Source organism: Paracoccus broussonetiae, from assembly GCF_031854425.1.
GTDB classification, from domain to species: Bacteria; Pseudomonadota; Alphaproteobacteria; order Rhodobacterales; family Rhodobacteraceae; genus Paracoccus; species Paracoccus broussonetiae.
On sequence record NZ_JAVRQI010000021.1, the window covers coordinates 1 to 20,255 of the forward strand.

A 20,255-nucleotide genomic window follows, 5' to 3' on the forward strand; every position below is an offset into this window, starting at 1 on the left:
GCCCGGTAGCTCGTCAGGCTCATAACCTGAAGGTCGCAGGTTCAAATCCTGCTCCCGCAACCAAATCTCCTACACTCTCCACAACCTCCTGTGCGCAGGAGGCGTTCTGCTGTCCGGACACCAGTCCGCATTCAGGCTCAAGGACAGAATCCCCGCAACGCGAAGCAATGCGCCGGGCCAATTCCGCCGCCGCCAGAAACCACGCGGTGATGCCAGCAGCCCTTGAGCCATCCCCCCGATCCTCTCAATATCCAGATCGCAAGGCGGAGGATGGGCATGGCAGAATGGGGAACACGCGGCGACGCGCTTTATGATGGTGGGTTCCTGCCCATGTTCGTCGGGGGCAGATGGATACCGGCGCTTTCGGGCGCGGTGATCGAGGCACGCAATCCCGCGAATGGCAGGCTTCTTGCCACCGTGCCACGCGCCGACGGGGCCGATATCGACCAGGCGGTCGCCGCGGCCCGACGCGCTTTCGAAGGGCCGTGGTCGCGCTGGACCCCGTTCGAGCGCCAGGCTCTGCTGCTGCGCATTGCCGAGCGCTTCGAGGCCGAATGGGAAAGCCTGTGCCTGTCGGATACCCTGGACATGGGCATGCCGATCACCCGCACGCTGGCCAACAGCCGGCGCGTCCTGGGGATGCTGCGCTTTTATGCCGGACAGGCGGTCGCGCTGCACGGCGCCACAATTCCGAACTCGTTCCCCGGAGAGATCCTGTCCCAGACGGTAAAGGAACCGATCGGCGTGGTTGGCGCGATCATCCCCTGGAATGCACCCATTGCGGGTTCGGTCTGGAAGATTGCGCCCGCGCTTGCGACCGGCTGCACGGTGGTTCTGAAGCCCTCGGAGGAAGCCTCGCTGACCGTGCTGATGATCGCCCGCCTGATGGCCGAGGCCGGATTGCCCGATGGCGTCCTGAACATCGTCACCGGAACCGGGGCCGAGGCGGGTGCGGCGCTGGCCGCCCATCCGGGTGTCGACAAGATCGTCTTCACCGGATCGACCGCGACCGGGCAGGCCATCGCCCGCGCGGCGACCGGAAATCTCAAGCATGTCTCGCTGGAACTGGGGGGCAAGTCGCCGGTCATCGTCTGCCGGGATGCCGATCTCGACAAGGCGGTTCCGGTCGCCGCCATGTCGGTCTTTGCCAATTCGGGCCAGATCTGCATCGCGGGGTCGCGGTTGTTCGTCGCGCGCGAGATTCATGACGAATTCCTGACCCGCCTGGCGGCATTTGCAGGGGCATTGAAGATCGGCGATGGGGTGCTGCCCGAAACCGAGTTGGGGCCGATCATCTCGAACCGCCAGGCCGAGCGTGTCGAGCATTTCCTGGGTGTGGGCCGGGACGAAGGCGCGCGGCTGGTGACCGGGGGCGCCCGCTTGCAGGGTGAAGGCTATCACGGCGGGAATTTCATTGCCCCGACCGTCTTTGGCGATGTTACCGACGACATGACCATCGCGCGTCAGGAAATCTTTGGGCCTGTCATCTCGGCCCTGCCCTTCGATGATCTGGAAGAGGTCGTGCGGCGCGCGAATGATACCCCCTATGGCTTGGCCGCGGGGATCTTCACCAACCATCTTGGCACGGCGCATAAGCTGGCGCGGCGGATCAAGGCGGGGACGGTCTGGGTCAACATGTATCACGCCATCGACCCCGCCGTTCCCTTTGGCGGGGTCCGAATGTCCGGCTATGGCCGCGAGGGCGGGATCGAACACATGCAGGAATACCTGGACACCAAGGCGATCTGGATCAACACCGACTAGCGGTCGTGCCGCGGCCAGGTGGTGATCGGGCCGCGCCATTCCTCATAGGCGCGCGCCACCCGCATCACGCCCAGATCGTCGAAGCGGTGTCCGACGATCTGCAGCCCGATCGGGATTCCGGTCGAGGTCATACCACAATGGATCGACGCAGCCGGTTGCTCGCCCATGTTCCAGGCCACCGTGAAGGCGATATGCTCGAAGGGTCGCGCCGGATCGTTGGTGGGCGAGGGCCAGTCGGCCGGATAGCTTTGCATCGGGTTGACCGGGGACAGGATGAAATCCAGCCCGTGCAGCGCCTCGTTTGCGGCACGGCGCATGGCAAAAGTCTGGTCGAATCCTTCAGCCACCGCGACCGGAGAGGCGCTGGCCCCGACCTCGGCCCATTCGCGGATATAGGGCAGGATCTTCTCGCGCGCCTCGGTGGGCAGCTTCAGCATCTGGCCCCAAAAGCGCGCGCGCCACGCGATGTCCAGCCCATCCAGCATCTCGCGCGTCAGCACGCCCGGAAGCGGGACGATGATTGCGCCATTCGCCTCGAACTGCCGGGCGGCGGCGGCGATGGCGGCGGCGACCTCGGGATGGACCGGCAAGCCGCAGCCGGCATCGACCATCAGGCCGATCCTCATGCCCCGGACATCGGCTGGACCGGCATCCCAGTCGATCTCTTCGGGTTTGACAGCGGTGGCGTCGCGCCAGTCGGGGCGGGTCACGGTCCGCATCAGCAGCGCCGCATCATCCACCGCGGGGGTCATCGGCCCCACCGCGCGCCCGGTGTAATAGGGATCGATCGGCACGCGACCCAGCGACGGCTTCAGCCCGAACAGGCCCGTCCACCCCGCCGGAAGCCGGATCGAGCCACCGATATCGGTTCCCAGGTGCAGCGGTCCGTAACCCGCCGCGCCAGCCGCAGATGATCCCGAGGAGGAGCCGCCGGGGTTCTGGCTCAGATCCCACGGGTTCCGGCTGAGATGGTGGAACGAGGACAGGCCCGAGGTCAGCATCCCGTAATCGGGGCAGGTGGTCTTGGCGAACATGATCGCCCCATCCTCGCGCAGGCGCGCGGCCGATGGCGCGTCTTCGGCAGCCGGACTGTGCGGCGTCGCCGCGGTGCCCAGGGGCACATGATCCCCCTGCGTCGCGATCAGTTCCTTGACCGTGACAGGCATTCCGTCCAGCAGGCCCAGCGGCACCCCCTGCGCATAGCGCGTCTCTGACGCCCGCGCTTCGGAGAGCGACCGTTCGGGACGGAACAACCACAGCGCCTGAACCCAGGGCTCGGACGCCTCGACCCGCGCGATCAGTGCCTGCATATATTCCACCGGCGACAACTCGCGCGATCTGAACGCGTTCAGGATCTGGCGCGCGCCAAGGTCCAGGATCTGGGACATGTGGGTATTCTTCCTGCTGGTTTTTGCCCATGAACGGCCAGCGCCGGGCGAAATGGAAGTCGCCATGTTGTGCACACGCTGCTACGCTTTCCGTTGCACTGGGGGCGCCATGGATCTGAACAGCATTGCGACTTTCAACGAACTTGTCCGGTCCGGCTCAATCCGGCAGGCGGCCGAGGGGTTGAACACGTCGCCCACCGCCGTCGTCCGTCAGCTCGACAAACTGGAACATGCGTTCGGGACCGCACTGGTCGAACGCTCACCCAGGGGGATCCGGTTGACTGCGGCGGGCGAAGTTCTGGCCGAACGGGCGCGTTTGGTGGCACGCGAGATGACTGCGGCGCGACGTCAGATCGACGATCTGCGCGGGCTCAAGCGCGGTTCGGTCTCGCTGCACCTGCCGGGGGTCGCGGCAAGTTCGATGCTGGCACCCGCGCTGGCCGAATTTTCGGCGCTGCATCCCCATATCCAGATCGAGATCACGGTGACTTCGGCCGCCGCGGCCTTCGAGGCGGCGGCGACGGGCGTATCAGAGATTGCGGTCGCGATGTTCATGCCACCCGATCCGCGGGTCGAGGTGCTGTTGCGACTTCCCATGCGGCATGAGCCGGTCATGGCTTCGACCCATCCGCTTGCCGCCTGCGAAATGGTCACGCTTGAGGATCTGCTTCACCATCCCTTGACCCTGCCGGACCGGGCCTTTGGCGTGCGCCGCGCCTTTGATGCCCGCGTGCGCGCGGCCGGGCTGGACGCGCCCGAGATCGCATTCACCACCTCATCGCTGGAACTTCAGAAGGAATTGGCCTGCCGTGGGGCTGCGGTGATGATCCTGCCCCGCCAGACCGTCGCGCGCGAAATTCTGGCCGGACTGCTGGTCCTGAGGCCCTTTTGCGCCCGCGACCGGATCGAGACCAACCTGGAACTGTGCCGCCCGCTGGGCCATCACCAAAGCGCCGCGGCCCGCCAGCTTTCCGACTTCCTTGTCGATCACCTGCGCCGCCTGAAGCGGGACTGAAAGGCGTGCCCGCGCACGCTTCTTGACAGAATTGCGACTCTGTGTGAGCATTTGCCCATCGAATTGGCAAATGCCGATCCGCAGGGAGGAAGATCAGAATGAGCATGATGATGCGCGGCCTGCTGGGGGCATGCGCCCTTTCGGCCCTTGCCGTGCCCGCCACGGCCGAGACCCTGACCATCGCCACCGTGAACAACGGTGACATGATCCGCATGCAGAAGATGACCAAGCCCTTCACCGACGCGAATCCCGACATCCAGCTGGAATGGGTCACGCTGGAGGAGAACGTCCTGCGCCAGCGCGTGACGACCGACATCGCCACCAAGGGCGGGCAATATGACATTGTCACCGTCGGCAATTACGAAGTGCCGATCTGGGCCAAGCAGGGCTGGCTGATGCCCTTGGACGACATGGGCGCGGATTATGACGCCGATGACATTCTGCCGCCGATCCGCGATGGGCTGTCGCAGGACGGCAAGCTTTATGCGGCGCCTTTCTACGGCGAATCCGCGATGATCATGTATCGCAAGGACCTGTTCGAGAAAGCCGGGCTGACCATGCCCGAGCGTCCGACATGGGATTTCGTCTTCGACGCTGCGCGCAAGATCACCGACAAGCCGAACGAGGTCTATGGCATCTGCCTGCGCGGCAAGGCCGGCTGGGGCGAGAACATGGCCTTCATCACCTCGATGGCGGCCAGCTATGGCGCGCCGTGGTTCGACATGCAGTGGAAGCCGCAATTCGGGTCGGAGGCGTGGAAGAAGGCGCTGACCGACTATGTCACCATCATGACCGAGGCCGGACCGCCCGGCGCGTCCTCGAACGGTTTTAACGAAAACCTCGCGCTGTTCCAGACCGGCAAATGCGGCATGTGGATGGATGCGACGGTCGCCGCCAGCTTCGTGTCGAACCCCAAGGAATCGACGGTGGCCGACAAGGTCGGCTATGCGCTGGCACCCGAGGGTGAAAAGCCCGCGATGTGGCTTTGGGCCTGGACGCTGGCGATCCCTTCCTCGACCGATGCGCCGGACGCGGCCAAGAAGTTCGTCGCCTGGGCGACTTCCAAGGCCTATACCGAACAGGTTGCGGCAGCCGAAGGCTGGGCCAACGTGCCCCCGGGCACCCGGACCTCGCTTTACGAGAACCCGGAATACCAGAAGGCCGCGCCCTTCGCCAAACCGACGCTGGACAGCATCATGTCGGCCGATCTGAAGAACCCGACCACGGTCCAGGTTCCCTATATCGGCACGCAATGGGTCGGGATCCCCGAATTCCAGGCGCTTGGCACCGCGGTCGGCCAGCAATTCTCGGCAGCACTTGCCGGGCAGGCCAGTGTCGAGCAGGCGCTGCAAATGGCCCAGCAGAGTTCCGAGCGTGAAATGGCGAAGGCCGGCTACCCGAAATAGCCTCCCCGGCTAGGCGGGGGACGATCAAGCCCCCCGCACTCCATTCCCCCGCGACAGGGAGGCGCGGTCATGGCGACGAGACACCAGAAAACCCTTGCGCGCTTCATGGTTGCGCCCTCGGTCCTGCTGCTGCTGGGCTGGATGATCGTGCCGCTGGCGATGACGCTGTGGTTCAGCTTTCAAAGCTACAACCTGCTCTCGCCCGGCATGGAGCAGTTCATCGGCTTCACCAACTACAAGTATTTCCTGTCCGACCCAGCCTTCTGGACGGCGATGGCGAATACGCTGATGATCGTGGGCGGCGTCCTTGCGATCACCGTGATCGGTGGCGTGGTGCTGGCCCTGCTGCTGGACCAGCCGATCATGGGGCAGGGGATCGTACGGATCCTGATGATCGCTCCCTTCTTCATCATGCCGACCGTGTCCGCGCTGGTGTGGAAGAACATGTTCATGAACCCGGTGAACGGGCTTTTCGCGTGGATGGCCAAGGCTGTGGGCGCGCAGCCGATCGACTTTTTCGCGCAATACCCGCTGATGTCGATCATCCTGATCGTCGCCTGGCAATGGCTGCCCTTCGCGACGCTGATCCTGCTGACCGCGCTGCAATCGCTGGACAGCGAGCAGATGGAGGCGGCCGAGATGGACGGCGCCGGCGCATGGTCCAAGTTCACCCATCTGGTCCTGCCGCATCTGTCCCGCGCGATCACCGTGGTCATCCTGATCGAGACGATCTTCCTGCTTTCGGTCTTTGCCGAGATCCTGGTCACCACCAATGGCGGGCCGGGCTATGCCTCGACCAACCTCACCTATCTCGTCTATTCGCAGGCGCTTCTGCAATACGACGTGGGCGGTGCATCCGCCGGCGGCATCATCGCCGTCATCCTGGCCAATATCGTCGCGATCTTCCTGATGCGGATGATCGGAAAGACGCTGGAGTAGCGCCATGACCCGCCGAGTTTCCGAACGCCGCCGCTGGTCCTTCACCATCCTCGCGTGGCTGGTGGCGCTGGTGATCTTCTTCCCGATCCTGTGGACCATCCTGACCAGCTTCAAGTCCGAGGCCGACGCCATCGCCAGTCCACCGAAGTTCCTGTTCTTCGACTGGACGACCGAGAATTATGCCGAGGTTCAGGCGCGCTCGCCCTATTTCCGGCACTTCACCAATTCGGTCATCATCTCGATCGGATCGACGCTTCTGGGCCTGCTGATCGCGATTCCGGCGGCATGGTCCATGGCCTTCCAGCCCGGCAAGCGGACCAAGGATCTGCTGATGTGGATGCTGTCGACCAAGATGATGCCGGCGGCGGGCGTGCTGATCCCGATGTATCTGCTGTTCCGCTCCTCGGGGCTGCTCGACACGCGCTTCGGGATCACCTTCGTCCTGATGCTGATCAACCTGCCGATCATCATCTGGATGCTCTACACCTATTTCCGCGAGATCCCGTCCGAGATCCTTGAAGCCGCGCGCATGGACGGGGCCAGCCTGAAGAACGAGATCGTTCACGTCCTGACGCCGATGGCGGTGCCCGGCATCGCCTCGACCATGCTGCTGAACGTGATCCTGGCCTGGAACGAGGCCTTCTGGACGCTGAACCTGACGACCAGCAAGGCGGCGCCGCTGACGACCTTCATCGCCAGCTATTCCAGCCCCGAAGGGCTTTTCTACGCGAAACTTTCGGCGGCGAGCACGATGGCCATCGCCCCGATCCTGATCCTTGGCTGGTTCAGCCAGAAGCAACTCGTGCGCGGCCTGACCTTCGGCGCGGTGAAATAGGGGGAGAATGATGGGTAGCATCACCTTGAAGCAGGTCCGCAAGGTCTTTGGCGAGGTCGAGGTCATCCCCGGCGCCGATCTCGAAATCAACGACGGCGAATTCGTCGTCTTTGTCGGCCCCTCGGGTTGCGGCAAATCCACGCTTCTGCGGCTGATCGCGGGGCTGGAGGACGTGACCTCGGGGCAGGTCCTGATCGACGGGCAGGACATGACGCAGGCGGCGCCGGTCCGGCGCAAGCTGGCGATGGTGTTCCAGTCCTATGCGCTTTACCCGCATATGTCGGTCCGGAAGAACATCGCATTTCCCCTGAAGATGGCGGGAATGGCCGCGGACGAACAGGCGCGGCGCGTCGCCCATGCCGCGGGCATCCTGAACCTGACCGACTACCTCGACCGCAAACCGGGGCAGCTGTCGGGCGGGCAGCGACAGCGCGTCGCCATCGGCCGTGCCATCGTGCGCGAACCGGTCGCCTTCCTGTTCGACGAGCCGCTGTCGAACCTTGACGCGGCCCTGCGGGTGAACATGCGGGTCGAAATCTCCGAACTGCACAAGAAGCTGGCGACGACGATGATCTATGTCACGCATGACCAGGTCGAGGCGATGACGATGGCCGACAAGATCGTCGTCCTGCGGGCGGGACGGGTCGAGCAGGTGGGAAGTCCGCTGGAACTTTACCGCAGCCCCGCCAACCGTTTCGTGGCCGGTTTCATCGGCAGCCCGAACATGAACTTCCTTGAGGGCGAGGTGGCGGCCCGGCATGGCGCCCATGCCATCGGCGTGCGTCCCGAGCATTTCCAGATGTCCACATCCGAGGGGCTGCTGCCCGGCACCGTCGGCGTGGCCGAGCATCTGGGATCGGACACCTTCCTGCATGTCGATCTGGACAGTGGCGAGCATGTCGTCGCCCGCGCCGCCGGAGAGTTCCCGATCAGCCACGGCGACCGCATCTGGCTGACGCCGGTCGATGGACGGATCTATCGTTTCGATCAACAGGGGCTCGCGCTATGAGACTTTCTGGCAAGTCCGCCATCATTACCGGGGCCGCGCGCGGCATCGGACGCGCCTTTGCCGAGGCCTATATCCGCGAGGGCGCGACGGTCGCCATCGCCGACATCAACGAAGCCGCGGTGCGCCAGACCGCCGCCGAAATCGGCGCGCATCCCGTCGTCATGGACGTGACCCGGCAGGACAGCATCGATGCGGGCGTGGCCGAGGCGGTGCGGCTGATGGGTGGCATCGACATCCTGATCAACAATGCCGCGTTGTTCGATCTGGCCCCGATCACCGGCATCACGCGGCAAAGCTATGACACGCTGTTCGCGATCAATGTCGGCGGCACGCTGTTCGTGATGCAGGCGGTCGCGCGGCACATGATCGACACCGGTCGCCGCGGCAAGATCATCAACATGGCCTCGCAGGCCGGAAGGCGGGGCGAGGCGCTGGTCGGGGTCTATTGCGCGACCAAGGCCGCCGTCATCAGCCTGACCCAGTCGGCCGGGCTGAACCTGATCCAGCATGGCATCAATGTGAACGCCATCGCGCCGGGTGTCGTCGATGGCGAGCACTGGGACGGGGTGGACGCGAAATTTGCAGAATACGAAGGCAAGCCGCGCGGCCAGAAAAAGGCCGAGGTTGGTGCCGCTGTGCCCTTCGGCCGCATGGGCACTGCCGCGGACCTGACCGGCATGGCGATTTTCCTGGCCACGCCCGAGGCCGATTACATCGTCGCACAGACCTACAACGTCGATGGCGGGAACTGGATGAGCTGACATGACCAGATTGAACCAAGCCAACCTGTCCCGCCTTCCCGTCGCCGCGCCCGGCTATGACCGTGGCGCGCTGTCGGGGGGCATCGTCCATTTCGGGCTGGGGAATTTCCACCGCGCGCATCAGGCTGTTTACCTGGACCGGCTGATGAACCTGGGCAAGGGCCATGACTTCGCCATCGTCGGCGCGGGCGTCATGCCCTCGGACGCGAAGATGCGCGAGGTGCTGGCCGCGCAGGATTGGCTTTACACGGTGGTCGAGCAATCCGCCGAGGCGTCCGAGGCGCGGGTGATCGGCGCGATGATCGACCATCTGCCCGCCGCCGATGCAGTCGCCATCGTCGCGAAGCTGGCAGACCCGGCAATCCGCATCGCCAGCCTGACCATCACCGAGGGCGGCTATTTCATCGACGCCACAACCGGTCATTTCGATCCTGCCCATCCCGCGATTGCCGATGATGGCAGGAACCCCGACACACCGAAGACGGTCTTCGGCATGCTGGTCGCGGGACTGAAGGCGCGCCGCGATGCGGGCGTTCCGCCTTTTACCGTCATGTGCTGCGACAACATCCCCCATAACGGCGTTGTCACGCGCGAGGCGGTGGTCGAGACTGCGCGCCTGTCCGACCCCGCTCTGGCCGAATGGATTGCCGCGAACGTGGCCTTTCCGAACGGCATGGTCGACCGCATCACACCCGCGACCAGCGACCGCGAGCGCCGCATGATCCGCGAGGATTTCGGAGTCGAGGACGACAGTCCGGTCTTTGCCGAGGATTTCATCCAATGGGTGCTTGAGGACAACTTCCCCCAAGGCCGCCCCGCGCTGGAAGAGGTCGGCGTCGAGTTCGTCGAGGACGTGACCCCGTGGGAACTGATGAAGATCAGGATTCTGAACGGCGGGCATGCAGTCATCGCCTATCCCTCGGGGCTGATGGACATCCATTTCGTGCATGAAGGAATGGAAAACCCGCTGGTTCGCGCATTTCTTGACAAGATCGAGGCCGAGGAGATCATCCCTGTCGTGCCGCCGGTTCCGGGCACCGACCTGCATGGCTATTACCAGAAAGTCGCCGAACGCTGCGCCAATCCCAAGATCGGCGACACCATCCGCCGGCTTTGCCTTGACGGGTCGAACCGACAGCCGAAATTCATCATCCCGACCATCAAGGACCGGCTGGCCCGGGGGCTGACGGTCGAGGGGCTCGCACTGGAATCGGCGCTGTGGTGCCGTTACTGCGCGGCCACGACCGACAGCGGCGCGGTGATCCAGCCAAACGATCCGAACTGGGACCGCCTGACCGCTGCCGCCCGGGCAGCCCGGACCGATCCCGGAGCATGGCTTGGCATGGCCGAGATATATGGCGCGACGGGGCTGGACCCTCAGTTTGCCGAACCGTTCGCGCGCTGGCTGGGAATGCTGTGGCGCGAGGGTACGGCAGCGACCCTGACCGCCTATCTCAGGGGATGACAGGTGGCGGGCGCGGTGATCTTCGACTGCGACGGCGTGTTGGTCGATTCCGAGCCGCTGGCCGTGATCGAACTGGTCGCGATGTTGGACGCAATCGGCGCGCCGGTCGATGCAACGCGGATCTATGACGAATTCCTTGGCCGCTCGGTCCAAACCATCATCGACACAGTGTCGCGCGATCACGGCATTGATATCCGCCCGGCCTTGCCCGGATACGGTGACGCTCTTGCCCGACGCTTTCGGGCCGAGCTGCGCGCCGTGCCCGGTATGGCCGAGGTGATCGGCGGCATCGTCGGTCCGCGCGCCGTCGCCTCGTCCAGCGCGCCGGAACGGTTGGCTTTGTCGCTGGGGCTGACCGGGCTGGCGCCATTGTTCGGCGCGCATGTCTATTCCGCCGCGCAGGTGACGAACGGCAAGCCCGCACCCGACCTGTTCCTGCTGGCGGCGCGAGGCCTTGGGGTGCCGCCCGGTGACTGCGTCGTGGTCGAGGACAGCCCCGCGGGCATCCTTGCCGCGCAGGCGGCGGGAATGCGGGTCATCGGCTTTCTGGGCGGCAGCCATGCTGCCCCGGCGCGGCTGCGGGACCGGCTTGCCGAATTGCGGCCCGACGCGCTGATTGAACATGCGCGCGATTTGCCCAACACTCTGGCTCGACTGGGCTAGGGGGATTTCGTGCTGATTGCTGCCGTTGATGTGGGCTCGGCGCGGGCGCGCGCGGGATTGTTCACGACCGATGGGCGCCTGGTCGCACGGGCCAGCCGCGGTTTTGCGACGCTTTCGCCTGAATCCGGCCAAGCCGGGTTCGATTTTGCCGAGATCTGGCAGGCCGTCGCCGATGCCCTTGCCGAGGCGCGGCGGATGGCGGGCGCAAGCCCCGCGCAGGTGCAGGCGCTGGCCTTTGATGCGACATGCTCGCTTGTGGTCGACGCGCCGGGATTCGCCCCTGACGTGATCGCCTGGCATGATCACCGCGCCGTGGCCGAGGCCGAGGAACTGGGCCGCCTAGCGCATGAGGTGGTGGTCCGGGCCGGTGGCTCGGTCTCGCCCGAGATGCAGACACCGAAGCTGATGTGGCTGGCCCGCAGGCGTCCCGAGGCCTGGCGGATGCTTCGCGGGGTGCGCGACCTTTGCGACCACCTGGCGTTTCGCGCGACCGGAACGCCCGCCCGGTCGCTGTGCGCGACGGCGGCGAAATGGCCCTATCTGCCTGATCGCGGCGGCTGGGCCGAGGATCTTTTGGCGGCGCTGGGTATCGCGGGCTTCCCGCATGACGATCCGGTCCTGCCGCCGGGCGCGGCCATCGGCCCCCTGTCCCGGCAGGGCGCGGCCGAACTGGGGTTGGACCGCGAATGCGTGATCGCCGCCGGGTTGATCGACGCCTTTGCCGGCGCCCTGGGCGCGGCCCCCGACATGCCCGCGTTGATCGCGGGTACATCGAACTGCGTGATGGCGGGCGGGGTCGCGGCTGCACCGGCGCTTTGGGGACCCTATCCCGGCGCGATCATGCCCGCCGAGGCGGTCAGCGAGGGCGGTCAATCCGCGACCGGCGCGCTTCTGGAATCGATCCGGCGGCAATATTCTCAATCAACGACGCATGACGAGATCGTCGCCCGCATTGCCGCGGGGCCAGAGCCGGGGCCGGGGATGCATGTCCTGCCCGATTTCAAGGGCAACCGGGCGCCCTTTGCCGATCCACTGATGCGCGGCGTCATCCACGGCTTGTCGCTGGAGCGCGGGGTCGCGGCGATGGATGCGCTTTACTGGCGTGCAGCGGTGGGGATCGCGCTGGGCACGCGGCAGGTCATCGGGCATATGCGCCTTTGCCCACAACGCATCGCGATGGCTGGCGGGCAGGCGCGCGCGCCGCTTCTTCGCCAGCTTTACGCCGATGCGACCGGGGCCGAGATCCATTGGCAACCCGAGGATGCGGTCCTTCGCGGCACCGCCATTGCCGCCGCCGCCCCGCAGGCGGGCGGGCTTGCCGCCGCGCGGGCGCGCTTTGCCCGCGACGTCGAGATCACGCGCCCCGACCCCCAGGCCAGACTGCGCCGCGAACGGGACTGGAGCGTCTTCCTGCGAATGCAGGAACAGCGCGCGGAAATCACCAAACTTACCGCAGGGGATTGAGCATGTATCTGGGCATCGATCTGGGCACCTCCGGCGTCAAGGCGACGCTGATCGACGACAACCAGCAGGTCTTGGGGTCCGAGACTGCGGGCCTGACCGTCAGCCGACCGCATCCGAACTGGTCCGAGCAGGATCCCGCGGACTGGATCCTTGCGACCCGGCATGCGGTGGGCGCGCTTGCCCGGTCCCATGACCTGTCATCCGTTGGCGGCATCGGGCTTTCCGGGCAGATGCATGGCGCGGTGGCGCTGGATGCGGCGGGCGCGGTCCTGCGCCCCGCGATCCTGTGGAACGATACCCGCTCTCATGCTGAGGCGGCAGGGCTGGACGCGAAGCCCGAGATGCGCCGCCTGTCGGGCAATATCGTCTTTCCGGGCTTTACCGCGCCCAAGCTGGTCTGGATGGCGCGGCACGAGCCCGATCTGTTTGCCCGCGTGGCCTGCTTGCTGCTGCCCAAGGATTATCTGCGGCTGTGGCTGACGGGCGAGCGGGTCAGCGAGATGTCGGACGCCTCGGGGACAAGCTGGCTGGATGTGGCCGGGCGCGACTGGTCCGGGGCGCTGCTGTCGGCCAGCGGCATGAGCCGGGCACAGATGCCCGCGCTGGTCGAGGGGTCCGAGGTCTCGGGGGTGCTTCGCCGCGAACTGGCCGCGGAATGGGGCATCACCGGGTCGGTCGTCGTCGCGGGTGGCGCCGGGGACAATGCCGCGACAGCCATCGGCGCGGGTACCGTGGCCAAGGGGCAGGGCTTTGTCAGCCTTGGCACGTCAGGCGTGGTCTTCGCCGCCTCGGACCACTTCCTGCCAGCGCCGGAAACGGCGGTCCATGCCTTTTGCCACGCGCTTCCGGGACGCTGGCACCAGATGGGGGTGATCCTGTCGGCCTCGGCTGCGCTGGAATGGCTGGCCGGCGTCCTGGACACCAGCCCGGCCGAACTGACTTCGGATCTGGGACCGCTTCACCCTCCGGGCAGCGCGATGTTCCTGCCCTATCTCTCGGGCGAGCGCACGCCGCACAATGACGCGCTGGCCAAGGGGCTGCTGGCGGGGCTGACGCCGCTAACCGACCGCGCCGCGCTGACCCGGGCCGTGCTGGAGGGCGTGACCTTTGCCCTTGCGGACAACCTGACCGCCCTGCGCGCAGCGGGGGCGGAACTGGACGGGCTTCTGGCGCTTGGCGGGGGTGCGCGGTCGGATTACTGGCTGCGGCTGATCGCCTCGGTCCTTGACCTGCCGGTGATGCTGCCGGTCGGGGGCGATTATGGCGCGGCCTTTGGCGCGGCGCGGCTGGGGATGATGGCCGCGACCGGGGCAGGCAGCGACGAGATCTGCGCCATGCCCGCGATTGCTGCCGAGATCCGGCCCGATCCCGCGCTGGTGCCAGCCTTTGCCGAAAGCCATGCCCGTTTCCGCGCGCTTTACCCCGCCAGCCGGGCCTAGCCCTCGCGCATCAGGCGTTCTGCGGTGGCGGCATCCGTGATCAATCCGCTAATCAGTCCGCCTCGCAACGCGCCCAGCAGGGCTGGCAGCTTTTCGGGGCCAAAAGCCGCGCCGATCACCAGGGTCGTGTCGCGCGGGGGGATCGGGGCCGAGGCAACGCGGTCATTGGTCAGGCCCTGGATCACCCTGCCGTCGCGGTCATAGGCCCAGCCGGTGATTTCGCCCACTGCGCCCGCGGCGATCATGCGGTCAAGGTCGGGGCGCGTCATGAAGCCGTCCAGCATCAGCGCGGCGCTGTCGTTCATGGTCCCGATGCCGACGAAGGCCACGGCGGCCTGCGACGACATCTCGATCACGCGCTGGATGCCGGGCTGCCGCATCATGGCGTGACGCTCCTCCTCGGTCGGGACAAGCACGGACAGCGGCAGGGGAAAGCTGCGCGCCGTGACCAGTTCGGAAAGCGAGAAGAGTACGTTGTAATAGGCTGTCGACCCATCTGTCGCGATATTGCCGGTCAGCGACACGATGCGATGCTGCGGGCAGTCGATATGCGGAAGCCGCGCCACGCCGGCGCGCAGCGTCCGTCCGGTGCCGATGGCCAGCGTCAGGGGGTCTTCGCGCCGCAGCCAGCGTTCCATCGTGTCGGCAAGGTGATGGGCGACGCCGGCCTCGGGTGCATCGGCGGGTGCGATTTCGCAGAATTGCAGTCCCCAGCGGGCGCGCAATTCGCGTGCAAGCTCCATGCAGTCGGCAAAAGGGTGGTCGATGCGGATCTTCACCAGCCCTTCGGCCATGGCCTGCGCCACAAGCCGCTGTGCGGTCTGGCGCGAGACGCCCATGATCCCCGCGATCTCGTCCTGGGTCCGGCCCGCGACATGGGCAAGCCATGCGGCGCGTGCGGCCTGTTCCAGCTTGCGGCCCTGATCGGACATCCGCCCCCCAATGCGTTCATCTGGATCCGGTCTAGTCCGGCCCGGCCCACCCTGTCCAGCAGCGCCGATCTGGACCTATAGATGACCTGATTTTGGATCTATTGCGTCCCCGCCGCCAAGCGTAGTCTCGGCCCGTCAATGAAGCCCCCCTCCTATCGTCAGAGGCCCAAAATGAACGACCTCAGCCCGGTCATCGCCGCCGACAAGGCCCATGTCTGGCACCACCTGAGCCAGCACAAGCAATACGAAACCATCGACCCGCGCGTCTTTGTCGAAGGCAAGGGGATGCGGCTTTGGGACGCCACCGGGCGCGAGTTCCTGGACGGGGTCTCGGGCGGGGTCTGGACCGTGAACGTGGGCTATGGCCGCGAAAGCATCGCAAATGCCGTGCGCGACCAGCTGCTGAAGCTGAACTATTACGCGGGAGCCGCCGGGACCGTCCCGGGCGCGATCTTTGCCCAGCAGCTGATCGAGAAGATGCCGGGCATGAGCCGCGTCTATTATTCGAACTCCGGCTCGGAGGCGAACGAGAAGGTCTACAAGATGGTGCGCCAGATCGCGGCGCGCCATTACGGCGGGAAGAAATGGAAGATCCTGTATCGCGACCGCGACTATCACGGCACGACCATCGGCACGCTTGCGACCTCGGGGCAGGACCAGCGGGCGATGCAATACGGTCCCTATCCCGATGGGTTCGTGCGCGTCCCGCATTGCCTTGAATACCGCAAGCAATGGGATGTCGAGAATTACGGCGAGCGTGCAGCGGATGCCATCGAAGAGGTGATCCTGCGCGAAGATCCCGACACCATCGGTGCGCTGGTGCTGGAACCCGTGACGGCGGGCGGCGGCGTCATCACCCCGCCCGAGGGGTATTGGCAGCGCGTGCAGGAAATCTGCCGCAAATATGACATCCTGCTGCATATCGACGAGGTCGTCTGCGGCGTCGGCCGCACCGGCATGTGGTTCGGCTATCAGCAATACGGGATCGAGCCGGATTTCGTGACCATGGCCAAGGGCGTCGCCTCGGGCTATGCGGCGATTTCCTGCACGGTCACGACCGAGCGGGTCTTCGACATGTTCAAGGACGATGCCAGCGATCCGATGGGCTATTTCCGTGACATCTCGACCTTCGGCGGCTGCACCTCGGGTCCGGCGGCCGCGATCGAGAACATGCGCATCATCGAGGAAGAGGGCCTTCTCGACAATTGCACTCGCATGGGCGCGCGGCTGGTGGGCAACCTGAACGCGCTGATGGAGCGGCACCGGATCATCGGCGACGTGCGCGGCAAGGGGTTGTTCTGCGGCGCGGAACTGGTCGCCGACCGCGCGACCAAGGAACCCGCGGACGAAAAGAAGGTCCAGGCTGTCGTGGCAGATTGCATGGCGCAAGGCGTCATCATCGGGGCGACCAACCGCTCGGTTCCGGGCTTCAACAACACGCTGTGCCTGTCGCCCGCGCTGATCTCGACCGAAAGCGACATCGATGCGCTGACGGATGCGATCGACGGGGCGCTGACCCGGGTCTTTGGTTAAGGCAGGATGGCGGCCGACAGCCATGGCCGCCATGCAGATCCCGCCCGAGACATTCCTGATCGACCGCAAGTCGGTCCTGCCGCTGCAAGTTCAATTGCGGCGGCAGATCGTTCTGGCCGTCCATGAGCGCCGCCTTCAACCCGGCGAGCGGATGCCGTCAAGCCGCGCGCTTGCGACCCATCTGGGGGTCGGGCGGATCACCGTCACGCAGGCCTATGGTGATCTGGTTGCGACCGATTACCTGAGCGCGCGGGGCAGGTCGGGCTATTTCGTCTCGGACCGGGTCGAGGATCTGGCCGACGACCCGGCCCCCGCGCCGCCTCTTGCGCGTTTCGACTGGGCCGCCCGGCTGGATGGCCGCAACCTTGCCGCGCGGCGAAAAGACCGCCCGACCGACTGGCGCAGCTATCCCTTTCCCTTTCTTTACGGGCAGACGGACGACCGGCTGATCGATCTTGCCGCCTGGCGTGAATGCGCGGTGCGCGCGCTGGGCCGTCGCGATTTCGGCGCGCTGTCCCATGACCAGTATGACGGCGACGACCCGGAACTGGTCGATTTTATCATCCGCCACCTTCTGCCCCGGCGTGGCATCAAGGCCCGGCCCGAGGAAGTGCTGCTGACCATGGGGGCGCAGAATGCGCTGTGGCTGATCTGCGCGATCCTGCTTGGTCGCGGCGAGACGCTGGCGATGGAGGAACCGGGCTATCCCGGCCTGCACGAGATCCTTGCCACGCTGCGCGCAAATCTTGTGCCGGTGCCGATCGATCAGGACGGCCTGCCACCCGAGGCCGTGCCCGAGGGTGTCTCGGTCGTCTTTACCTCGCCCAGCCACCAGTGCCCGACCAACCGCACCATGCCCCGCGCCCGGCGCGAGGCGCTGCTGGGGATGGCGGCCGCGCGCGGCTTCGTGGTGATCGAGGACGACTACGAGTTCGAGATCTCGTTTTCCGGGGCGACCTCACCCGCGCTGAAGGCGATGGATCGCAGCGGCGCGGTCATCTATATCGGCTCTTTCTCGAAATCGGTCTTTCCGGGGCTGCGGCTGGGCTACATCGTCGCCGATCCGGCCTTTGTCGCCGAAGCGCGGGCGCTGCGGGGCATGATGCTGCGCCATCCGCCCGGCCATGTGCAGCGGACCATGGCCTATTTCCTGTCGCTGGGCCATTACGACCGGCAGTTGAAGCGGATGCGCGAAGCCTATGCCGAACGCCGGCAGGTCACGGCGGCCGCGCTTGACCGGCACGGTCTGGACAAGGGGACGCCGGTTGGGCGCGGTGGATCCAGTTTCTGGCTGCGGGTGCCGACGGGGCTGGACAGCGACGTGCTGGCACGCACGCTGAAGCCGCAGGGTGTGCTGATCGAGCCGGGGCGGCCTTTTTTTCGCGGGGGCGAAGCGGGGGCCGCGTTCTATCGTCTGGCCTATTCCTCGATCGCGGCGCAAGAGATCGACGAAGGCATCGCCCGCATCGCCCGCACCTGCCGTACGCTTGCCGCGGACTAGGCCAGCCGCGCGAAAGCCTGCAGCACGACCCGTTCGGACTGCCCGAGATAGTCGTCCAGCATCGCCGCGGCGCCTGCGGGATCTCCGCCTTCAAGCCGGACAAGAATATCGGCGTTTCGGTCGATATAGGGTTCATGCAGCAGTTCGGGACTGTCGAGCAGTCCAAACGCAAGGCGCAGCTCGGCGCTGACCTGCGCGAAAAAGCCCATCAGCCGCGGGCTGTCGGTCAGCGCGACGATGGCGGCGTGAAATTCCATGTTCGCGCTGCCGATGCCGCGCCAGTCGCCCAGTTCGCGCAAGTTCTGCGCGCGTTCGACCGCCGCCCGCATCCGCGCCACTGCCGCGTGGCGGTGCCAGGCCTGGGCCAGCGCCGGAACCTCGATCAGGCGGCGGACACGATAGATGTCCAGAATCGAGGCCATCGACGGTTCTGCCACAAAGACGCCGCGATTGGGTTCATGGCGCAAAAGCCCCTCGCGCGTGAGCAGCCGGAACACCTCGCGCAGGGTATTGCGTGAAATGTCGAGATCGCCGGCAAGCCGGGCCTCGGACAGGCGCTGGCCGGGGATCAGCACGCCTCCGGTGACATGATCGCGGATCCGCGTCGCGATTTCTTCGGTCAGGCTGGGACTGGGTGCTGATGACATTGATGATCCGTCCAGAGTGCCGTGCATCATGTCCGAGGGGCGGGGCGCAGACAAGCGGAAGCGGGCCGGCCCCTGCCGCCTTAGGGGCAGTCTGTGCGATTCATGCCTACAAATTGCGCATATTGCCCGGCGTATCGGTAATAACTGTTCAACAATCTATACGATGATGTCAGATAATTATTGACGAAACCGCCTGTCAAATTCACAGTCCCGTCATCCAAAAATCAGAATCCCTCCACCAGGAGCATTTAGATGAGCGCATCCGCTCCCACCGCCGCCAATGCCAGCCTTCGCGGCGGGTTTCTGGCGGCGATCTTCCTGATGGCCACTTCGGCCATCGGCCCCGGCTTTATCACCCAGACCGCGACCTTTACCCAGAAACTGGGCGCGGCCTTTGCCTTTGCCATCCTCGCTTCGATCGTCATCGACTTCGTGGTGCAGTTGAACATCTGGCGCATCACCGCGCTGACCCGTCGCAATGCGTCCGAGACGGCCAACGCCGCGATCCCCGGCGCGGGCTATCTGCTGGCCATCCTGATCCTGATCGGCGGCCTCGCCTTCAATATCGGCAACATCGCCGGGGCGGGTCTGGGCATGAACGCGATGTTCGGCCTTGATCCCAAGATCGGCGGCGCGATCTCGGCGCTGCTGGCCATCGGGGTCTTCCTGTCGAAACGCGCAGGGCTTCTGCTGGACCGGTCGCTGATCGGGCTGGGCATCCTGATGATCGTGATGACGCTTGTTGTCGCCATCACCTCGAACCCGCCGGTGGGCGATGCGTTGCGCCAGACGATCCTGCCCGACGTGATCGACTTCCCGACCATCACCACCATCGTCGGCGGCACCGTGGGCGGCTACATCACCTATTCCGGCGCGCATCGGTTGCTGGACAAGGGCCTTGTGGGCGAGGAGAACCTTGCCGCCGTCACCCGTGCTTCGCTGACCGGGATCTTCGTCACCGGGGTGATGCGCTTCGTCCTGTTCCTGGCGATCCTGGGCGTTGTCGCGTCGGGCGTGACGCTGGATCTGTCCAGCCAGGCCGCGAACCCGGCCGCGCAGGCCTTTGCCGCCGCGCTTGGCGACATGGGGATGCGGATTTTCGGCGTGGTCCTGTGGGCCGCGGCCATCACCTCGGTCATCGGGGCGGCCTATACCTCGGTCAGCTTCCTGAACGTGTTCTCGACCCTGACCGAGCGTAGCCGCAACATCGCGACGGTGATCTTCATCGCGATCTCGCTGGCGGTCTATATGGCGATCGGCACCGCGCCCGCGGCGATCCTGGTTTTTGTCGGCGGCTTCAACGGGCTGATCCTGCCCATCGGCCTGTCGATCTTTACCTATGTCGGCTTCGCCCGGCCCGACCTGATGGGCGGACATGTCTATAACCGGGCGCTGCTGACGCTTTCGGCGATCGTCTGTGCCCTGACCTGGTATATGGGTTTCAAGTCGATCGGCCCGATCTTCGCCTTCCTGGGCGCATGACGAATTGCGGCG

At 65.7% G+C, this 20,255-nt stretch carries 17 protein-coding genes; 14 read left to right on the forward strand and 3 right to left on the reverse strand.

The window, feature by feature from the left end; genetic code table 11:
* The first annotated feature begins 276 nt into the window (after positions 1-276).
* Entirely contained in the window at positions 277-1,764 is a 1,488-nt protein-coding gene (locus tag RM190_RS20905) for an aldehyde dehydrogenase family protein (RefSeq protein WP_311761419.1), read from the forward strand.
* Here the strand turns inward: RM190_RS20905 and RM190_RS20910 are convergent.
* Positions 1,761-3,152 (reverse strand): amidase, encoded by a 1,392-nt coding sequence (locus RM190_RS20910; protein ID WP_311761420.1) that lies wholly within the window; start codon positions 3,150-3,152, stop codon positions 1,761-1,763. The two genes, RM190_RS20905 and RM190_RS20910, sit on opposite strands and share 4 nt — an antisense overlap.
* A 109-nt stretch (positions 3,153-3,261) precedes the next feature.
* Here RM190_RS20910 and RM190_RS20915 point away from each other — a divergent pair, with 109 nt between their 5' ends.
* The 10 genes from RM190_RS20915 (at position 3,262) to xylB (ending at position 14,148) form a co-directional block, all read left to right on the forward strand.
* Positions 3,262-4,167, forward strand: a complete 906-nt coding sequence (locus RM190_RS20915; protein WP_311761421.1) for a LysR family transcriptional regulator — start codon at positions 3,262-3,264, stop codon at positions 4,165-4,167.
* Between the two features lie 98 nt (positions 4,168-4,265).
* Positions 4,266-5,573 (forward strand): ABC transporter substrate-binding protein, encoded by a 1,308-nt coding sequence (locus tag RM190_RS20920; RefSeq protein ID WP_311761422.1) that lies wholly within the window; start codon positions 4,266-4,268, stop codon positions 5,571-5,573.
* Between the two features lie 69 nt (positions 5,574-5,642).
* A complete protein-coding gene (locus tag RM190_RS20925; protein WP_311761423.1) occupies positions 5,643-6,512 on the forward strand; it encodes a carbohydrate ABC transporter permease in 870 nt (289 codons plus the stop codon).
* Between the two features lie 4 nt (positions 6,513-6,516).
* Positions 6,517-7,347, forward strand: a complete 831-nt coding sequence (locus RM190_RS20930) for a carbohydrate ABC transporter permease (protein ID WP_311761424.1) — start codon at positions 6,517-6,519, stop codon at positions 7,345-7,347.
* 10 nt (positions 7,348-7,357) lie between these two features.
* Entirely contained in the window at positions 7,358-8,356 is a 999-nt protein-coding gene (locus RM190_RS20935) for an ABC transporter ATP-binding protein (RefSeq protein ID WP_311761425.1), read from the forward strand.
* Positions 8,353-9,117 (forward strand): L-iditol 2-dehydrogenase, encoded by a 765-nt coding sequence (locus tag RM190_RS20940; protein ID WP_311761426.1) that lies wholly within the window; start codon positions 8,353-8,355, stop codon positions 9,115-9,117. Before RM190_RS20935 ends, RM190_RS20940 begins: the two co-directional genes overlap by 4 nt.
* A gap of 1 nt (position 9,118) precedes the next feature.
* On the forward strand, positions 9,119-10,582 hold the full coding sequence (locus RM190_RS20945; protein ID WP_311761427.1) for a mannitol dehydrogenase family protein: 1,464 nt from the start codon (positions 9,119-9,121) through the stop codon (positions 10,580-10,582).
* Between the two features lie 3 nt (positions 10,583-10,585).
* Entirely contained in the window at positions 10,586-11,245 is a 660-nt protein-coding gene (locus RM190_RS20950; RefSeq protein WP_311761428.1) for an HAD family hydrolase, read from the forward strand.
* Between the two features lie 9 nt (positions 11,246-11,254).
* A complete protein-coding gene (locus RM190_RS20955; RefSeq protein ID WP_311761429.1) occupies positions 11,255-12,709 on the forward strand; it encodes an FGGY-family carbohydrate kinase in 1,455 nt (484 codons plus the stop codon).
* A gap of 2 nt (positions 12,710-12,711) precedes the next feature.
* Complete coding sequence (gene xylB, locus RM190_RS20960) at positions 12,712-14,148, forward strand: xylulokinase (RefSeq protein WP_311761430.1); 1,437 nt, start codon at positions 12,712-12,714, stop codon at positions 14,146-14,148.
* Here the strand turns inward: xylB and RM190_RS20965 are convergent.
* Positions 14,145-15,080: a sugar-binding transcriptional regulator gene (locus tag RM190_RS20965; RefSeq protein ID WP_311761431.1), complete on the reverse strand. Its 936-nt coding sequence runs from the start codon at positions 15,078-15,080 to the stop codon at positions 14,145-14,147. The genes xylB and RM190_RS20965 overlap by 4 nt on opposite strands.
* Before the next feature lie 171 nt (positions 15,081-15,251).
* Between RM190_RS20965 and tpa the strand changes: the two genes are divergently transcribed.
* A complete protein-coding gene (tpa, locus tag RM190_RS20970) occupies positions 15,252-16,613 on the forward strand; it encodes a hypotaurine--pyruvate aminotransferase Tpa (protein WP_311761432.1) in 1,362 nt (453 codons plus the stop codon).
* A gap of 22 nt (positions 16,614-16,635) precedes the next feature.
* Positions 16,636-18,114 (forward strand): MocR-like pyridoxine biosynthesis transcription factor PdxR, encoded by a 1,479-nt coding sequence (gene pdxR, locus RM190_RS20975; protein WP_311761433.1) that lies wholly within the window; start codon positions 16,636-16,638, stop codon positions 18,112-18,114.
* Here pdxR and RM190_RS20980 read toward each other — a convergent pair.
* The gene (locus RM190_RS20980; RefSeq protein ID WP_311761434.1) at positions 18,111-18,761 is read right to left on the reverse strand and encodes a GntR family transcriptional regulator; all 651 of its coding nucleotides are present in this window, start codon (positions 18,759-18,761) and stop codon (positions 18,111-18,113) included. The two genes, pdxR and RM190_RS20980, sit on opposite strands and share 4 nt — an antisense overlap.
* A 252-nt stretch (positions 18,762-19,013) precedes the next feature.
* Here RM190_RS20980 and RM190_RS20985 point away from each other — a divergent pair, with 252 nt between their 5' ends.
* Complete coding sequence (locus RM190_RS20985; protein WP_311761435.1) at positions 19,014-20,243, forward strand: NRAMP family divalent metal transporter; 1,230 nt, start codon at positions 19,014-19,016, stop codon at positions 20,241-20,243.
* Positions 20,244-20,255: the final 12 nt, after the last annotated feature.

Bases quoted from the DNA above. Each gene is read 5' to 3' on its own strand.
- xylB (WP_311761430.1), top strand. From the start codon at position 12,712: ATGTATCTGGGCATCGATCTGGGCACCTCCGGCGTCAAGGCGACGCTG.
- RM190_RS20980 (WP_311761434.1), bottom strand. From the start codon at position 18,761: ATGTCATCAGCACCCAGTCCCAGCCTGACCGAAGAAATCGCGACGCGG.
- RM190_RS20925 (WP_311761423.1), top strand. From the start codon at position 5,643: ATGGCGACGAGACACCAGAAAACCCTTGCGCGCTTCATGGTTGCGCCC.
- RM190_RS20920 (WP_311761422.1), top strand. From the start codon at position 4,266: ATGAGCATGATGATGCGCGGCCTGCTGGGGGCATGCGCCCTTTCGGCC.
- RM190_RS20930 (WP_311761424.1), top strand. From the start codon at position 6,517: ATGACCCGCCGAGTTTCCGAACGCCGCCGCTGGTCCTTCACCATCCTC.
- pdxR (WP_311761433.1), top strand. From the start codon at position 16,636: ATGGCCGCCATGCAGATCCCGCCCGAGACATTCCTGATCGACCGCAAG.
- RM190_RS20940 (WP_311761426.1), top strand. From the start codon at position 8,353: ATGAGACTTTCTGGCAAGTCCGCCATCATTACCGGGGCCGCGCGCGGC.
- tpa (WP_311761432.1), top strand. From the start codon at position 15,252: ATGAACGACCTCAGCCCGGTCATCGCCGCCGACAAGGCCCATGTCTGG.
- RM190_RS20905 (WP_311761419.1), top strand. From the start codon at position 277: ATGGCAGAATGGGGAACACGCGGCGACGCGCTTTATGATGGTGGGTTC.
- RM190_RS20945 (WP_311761427.1), top strand. From the start codon at position 9,119: ATGACCAGATTGAACCAAGCCAACCTGTCCCGCCTTCCCGTCGCCGCG.
- RM190_RS20935 (WP_311761425.1), top strand. From the start codon at position 7,358: ATGGGTAGCATCACCTTGAAGCAGGTCCGCAAGGTCTTTGGCGAGGTC.
- RM190_RS20915 (WP_311761421.1), top strand. From the start codon at position 3,262: ATGGATCTGAACAGCATTGCGACTTTCAACGAACTTGTCCGGTCCGGC.
- RM190_RS20910 (WP_311761420.1), bottom strand. From the start codon at position 3,152: ATGTCCCAGATCCTGGACCTTGGCGCGCGCCAGATCCTGAACGCGTTC.
- RM190_RS20985 (WP_311761435.1), top strand. From the start codon at position 19,014: ATGAGCGCATCCGCTCCCACCGCCGCCAATGCCAGCCTTCGCGGCGGG.
- RM190_RS20965 (WP_311761431.1), bottom strand. From the start codon at position 15,080: ATGTCCGATCAGGGCCGCAAGCTGGAACAGGCCGCACGCGCCGCATGG.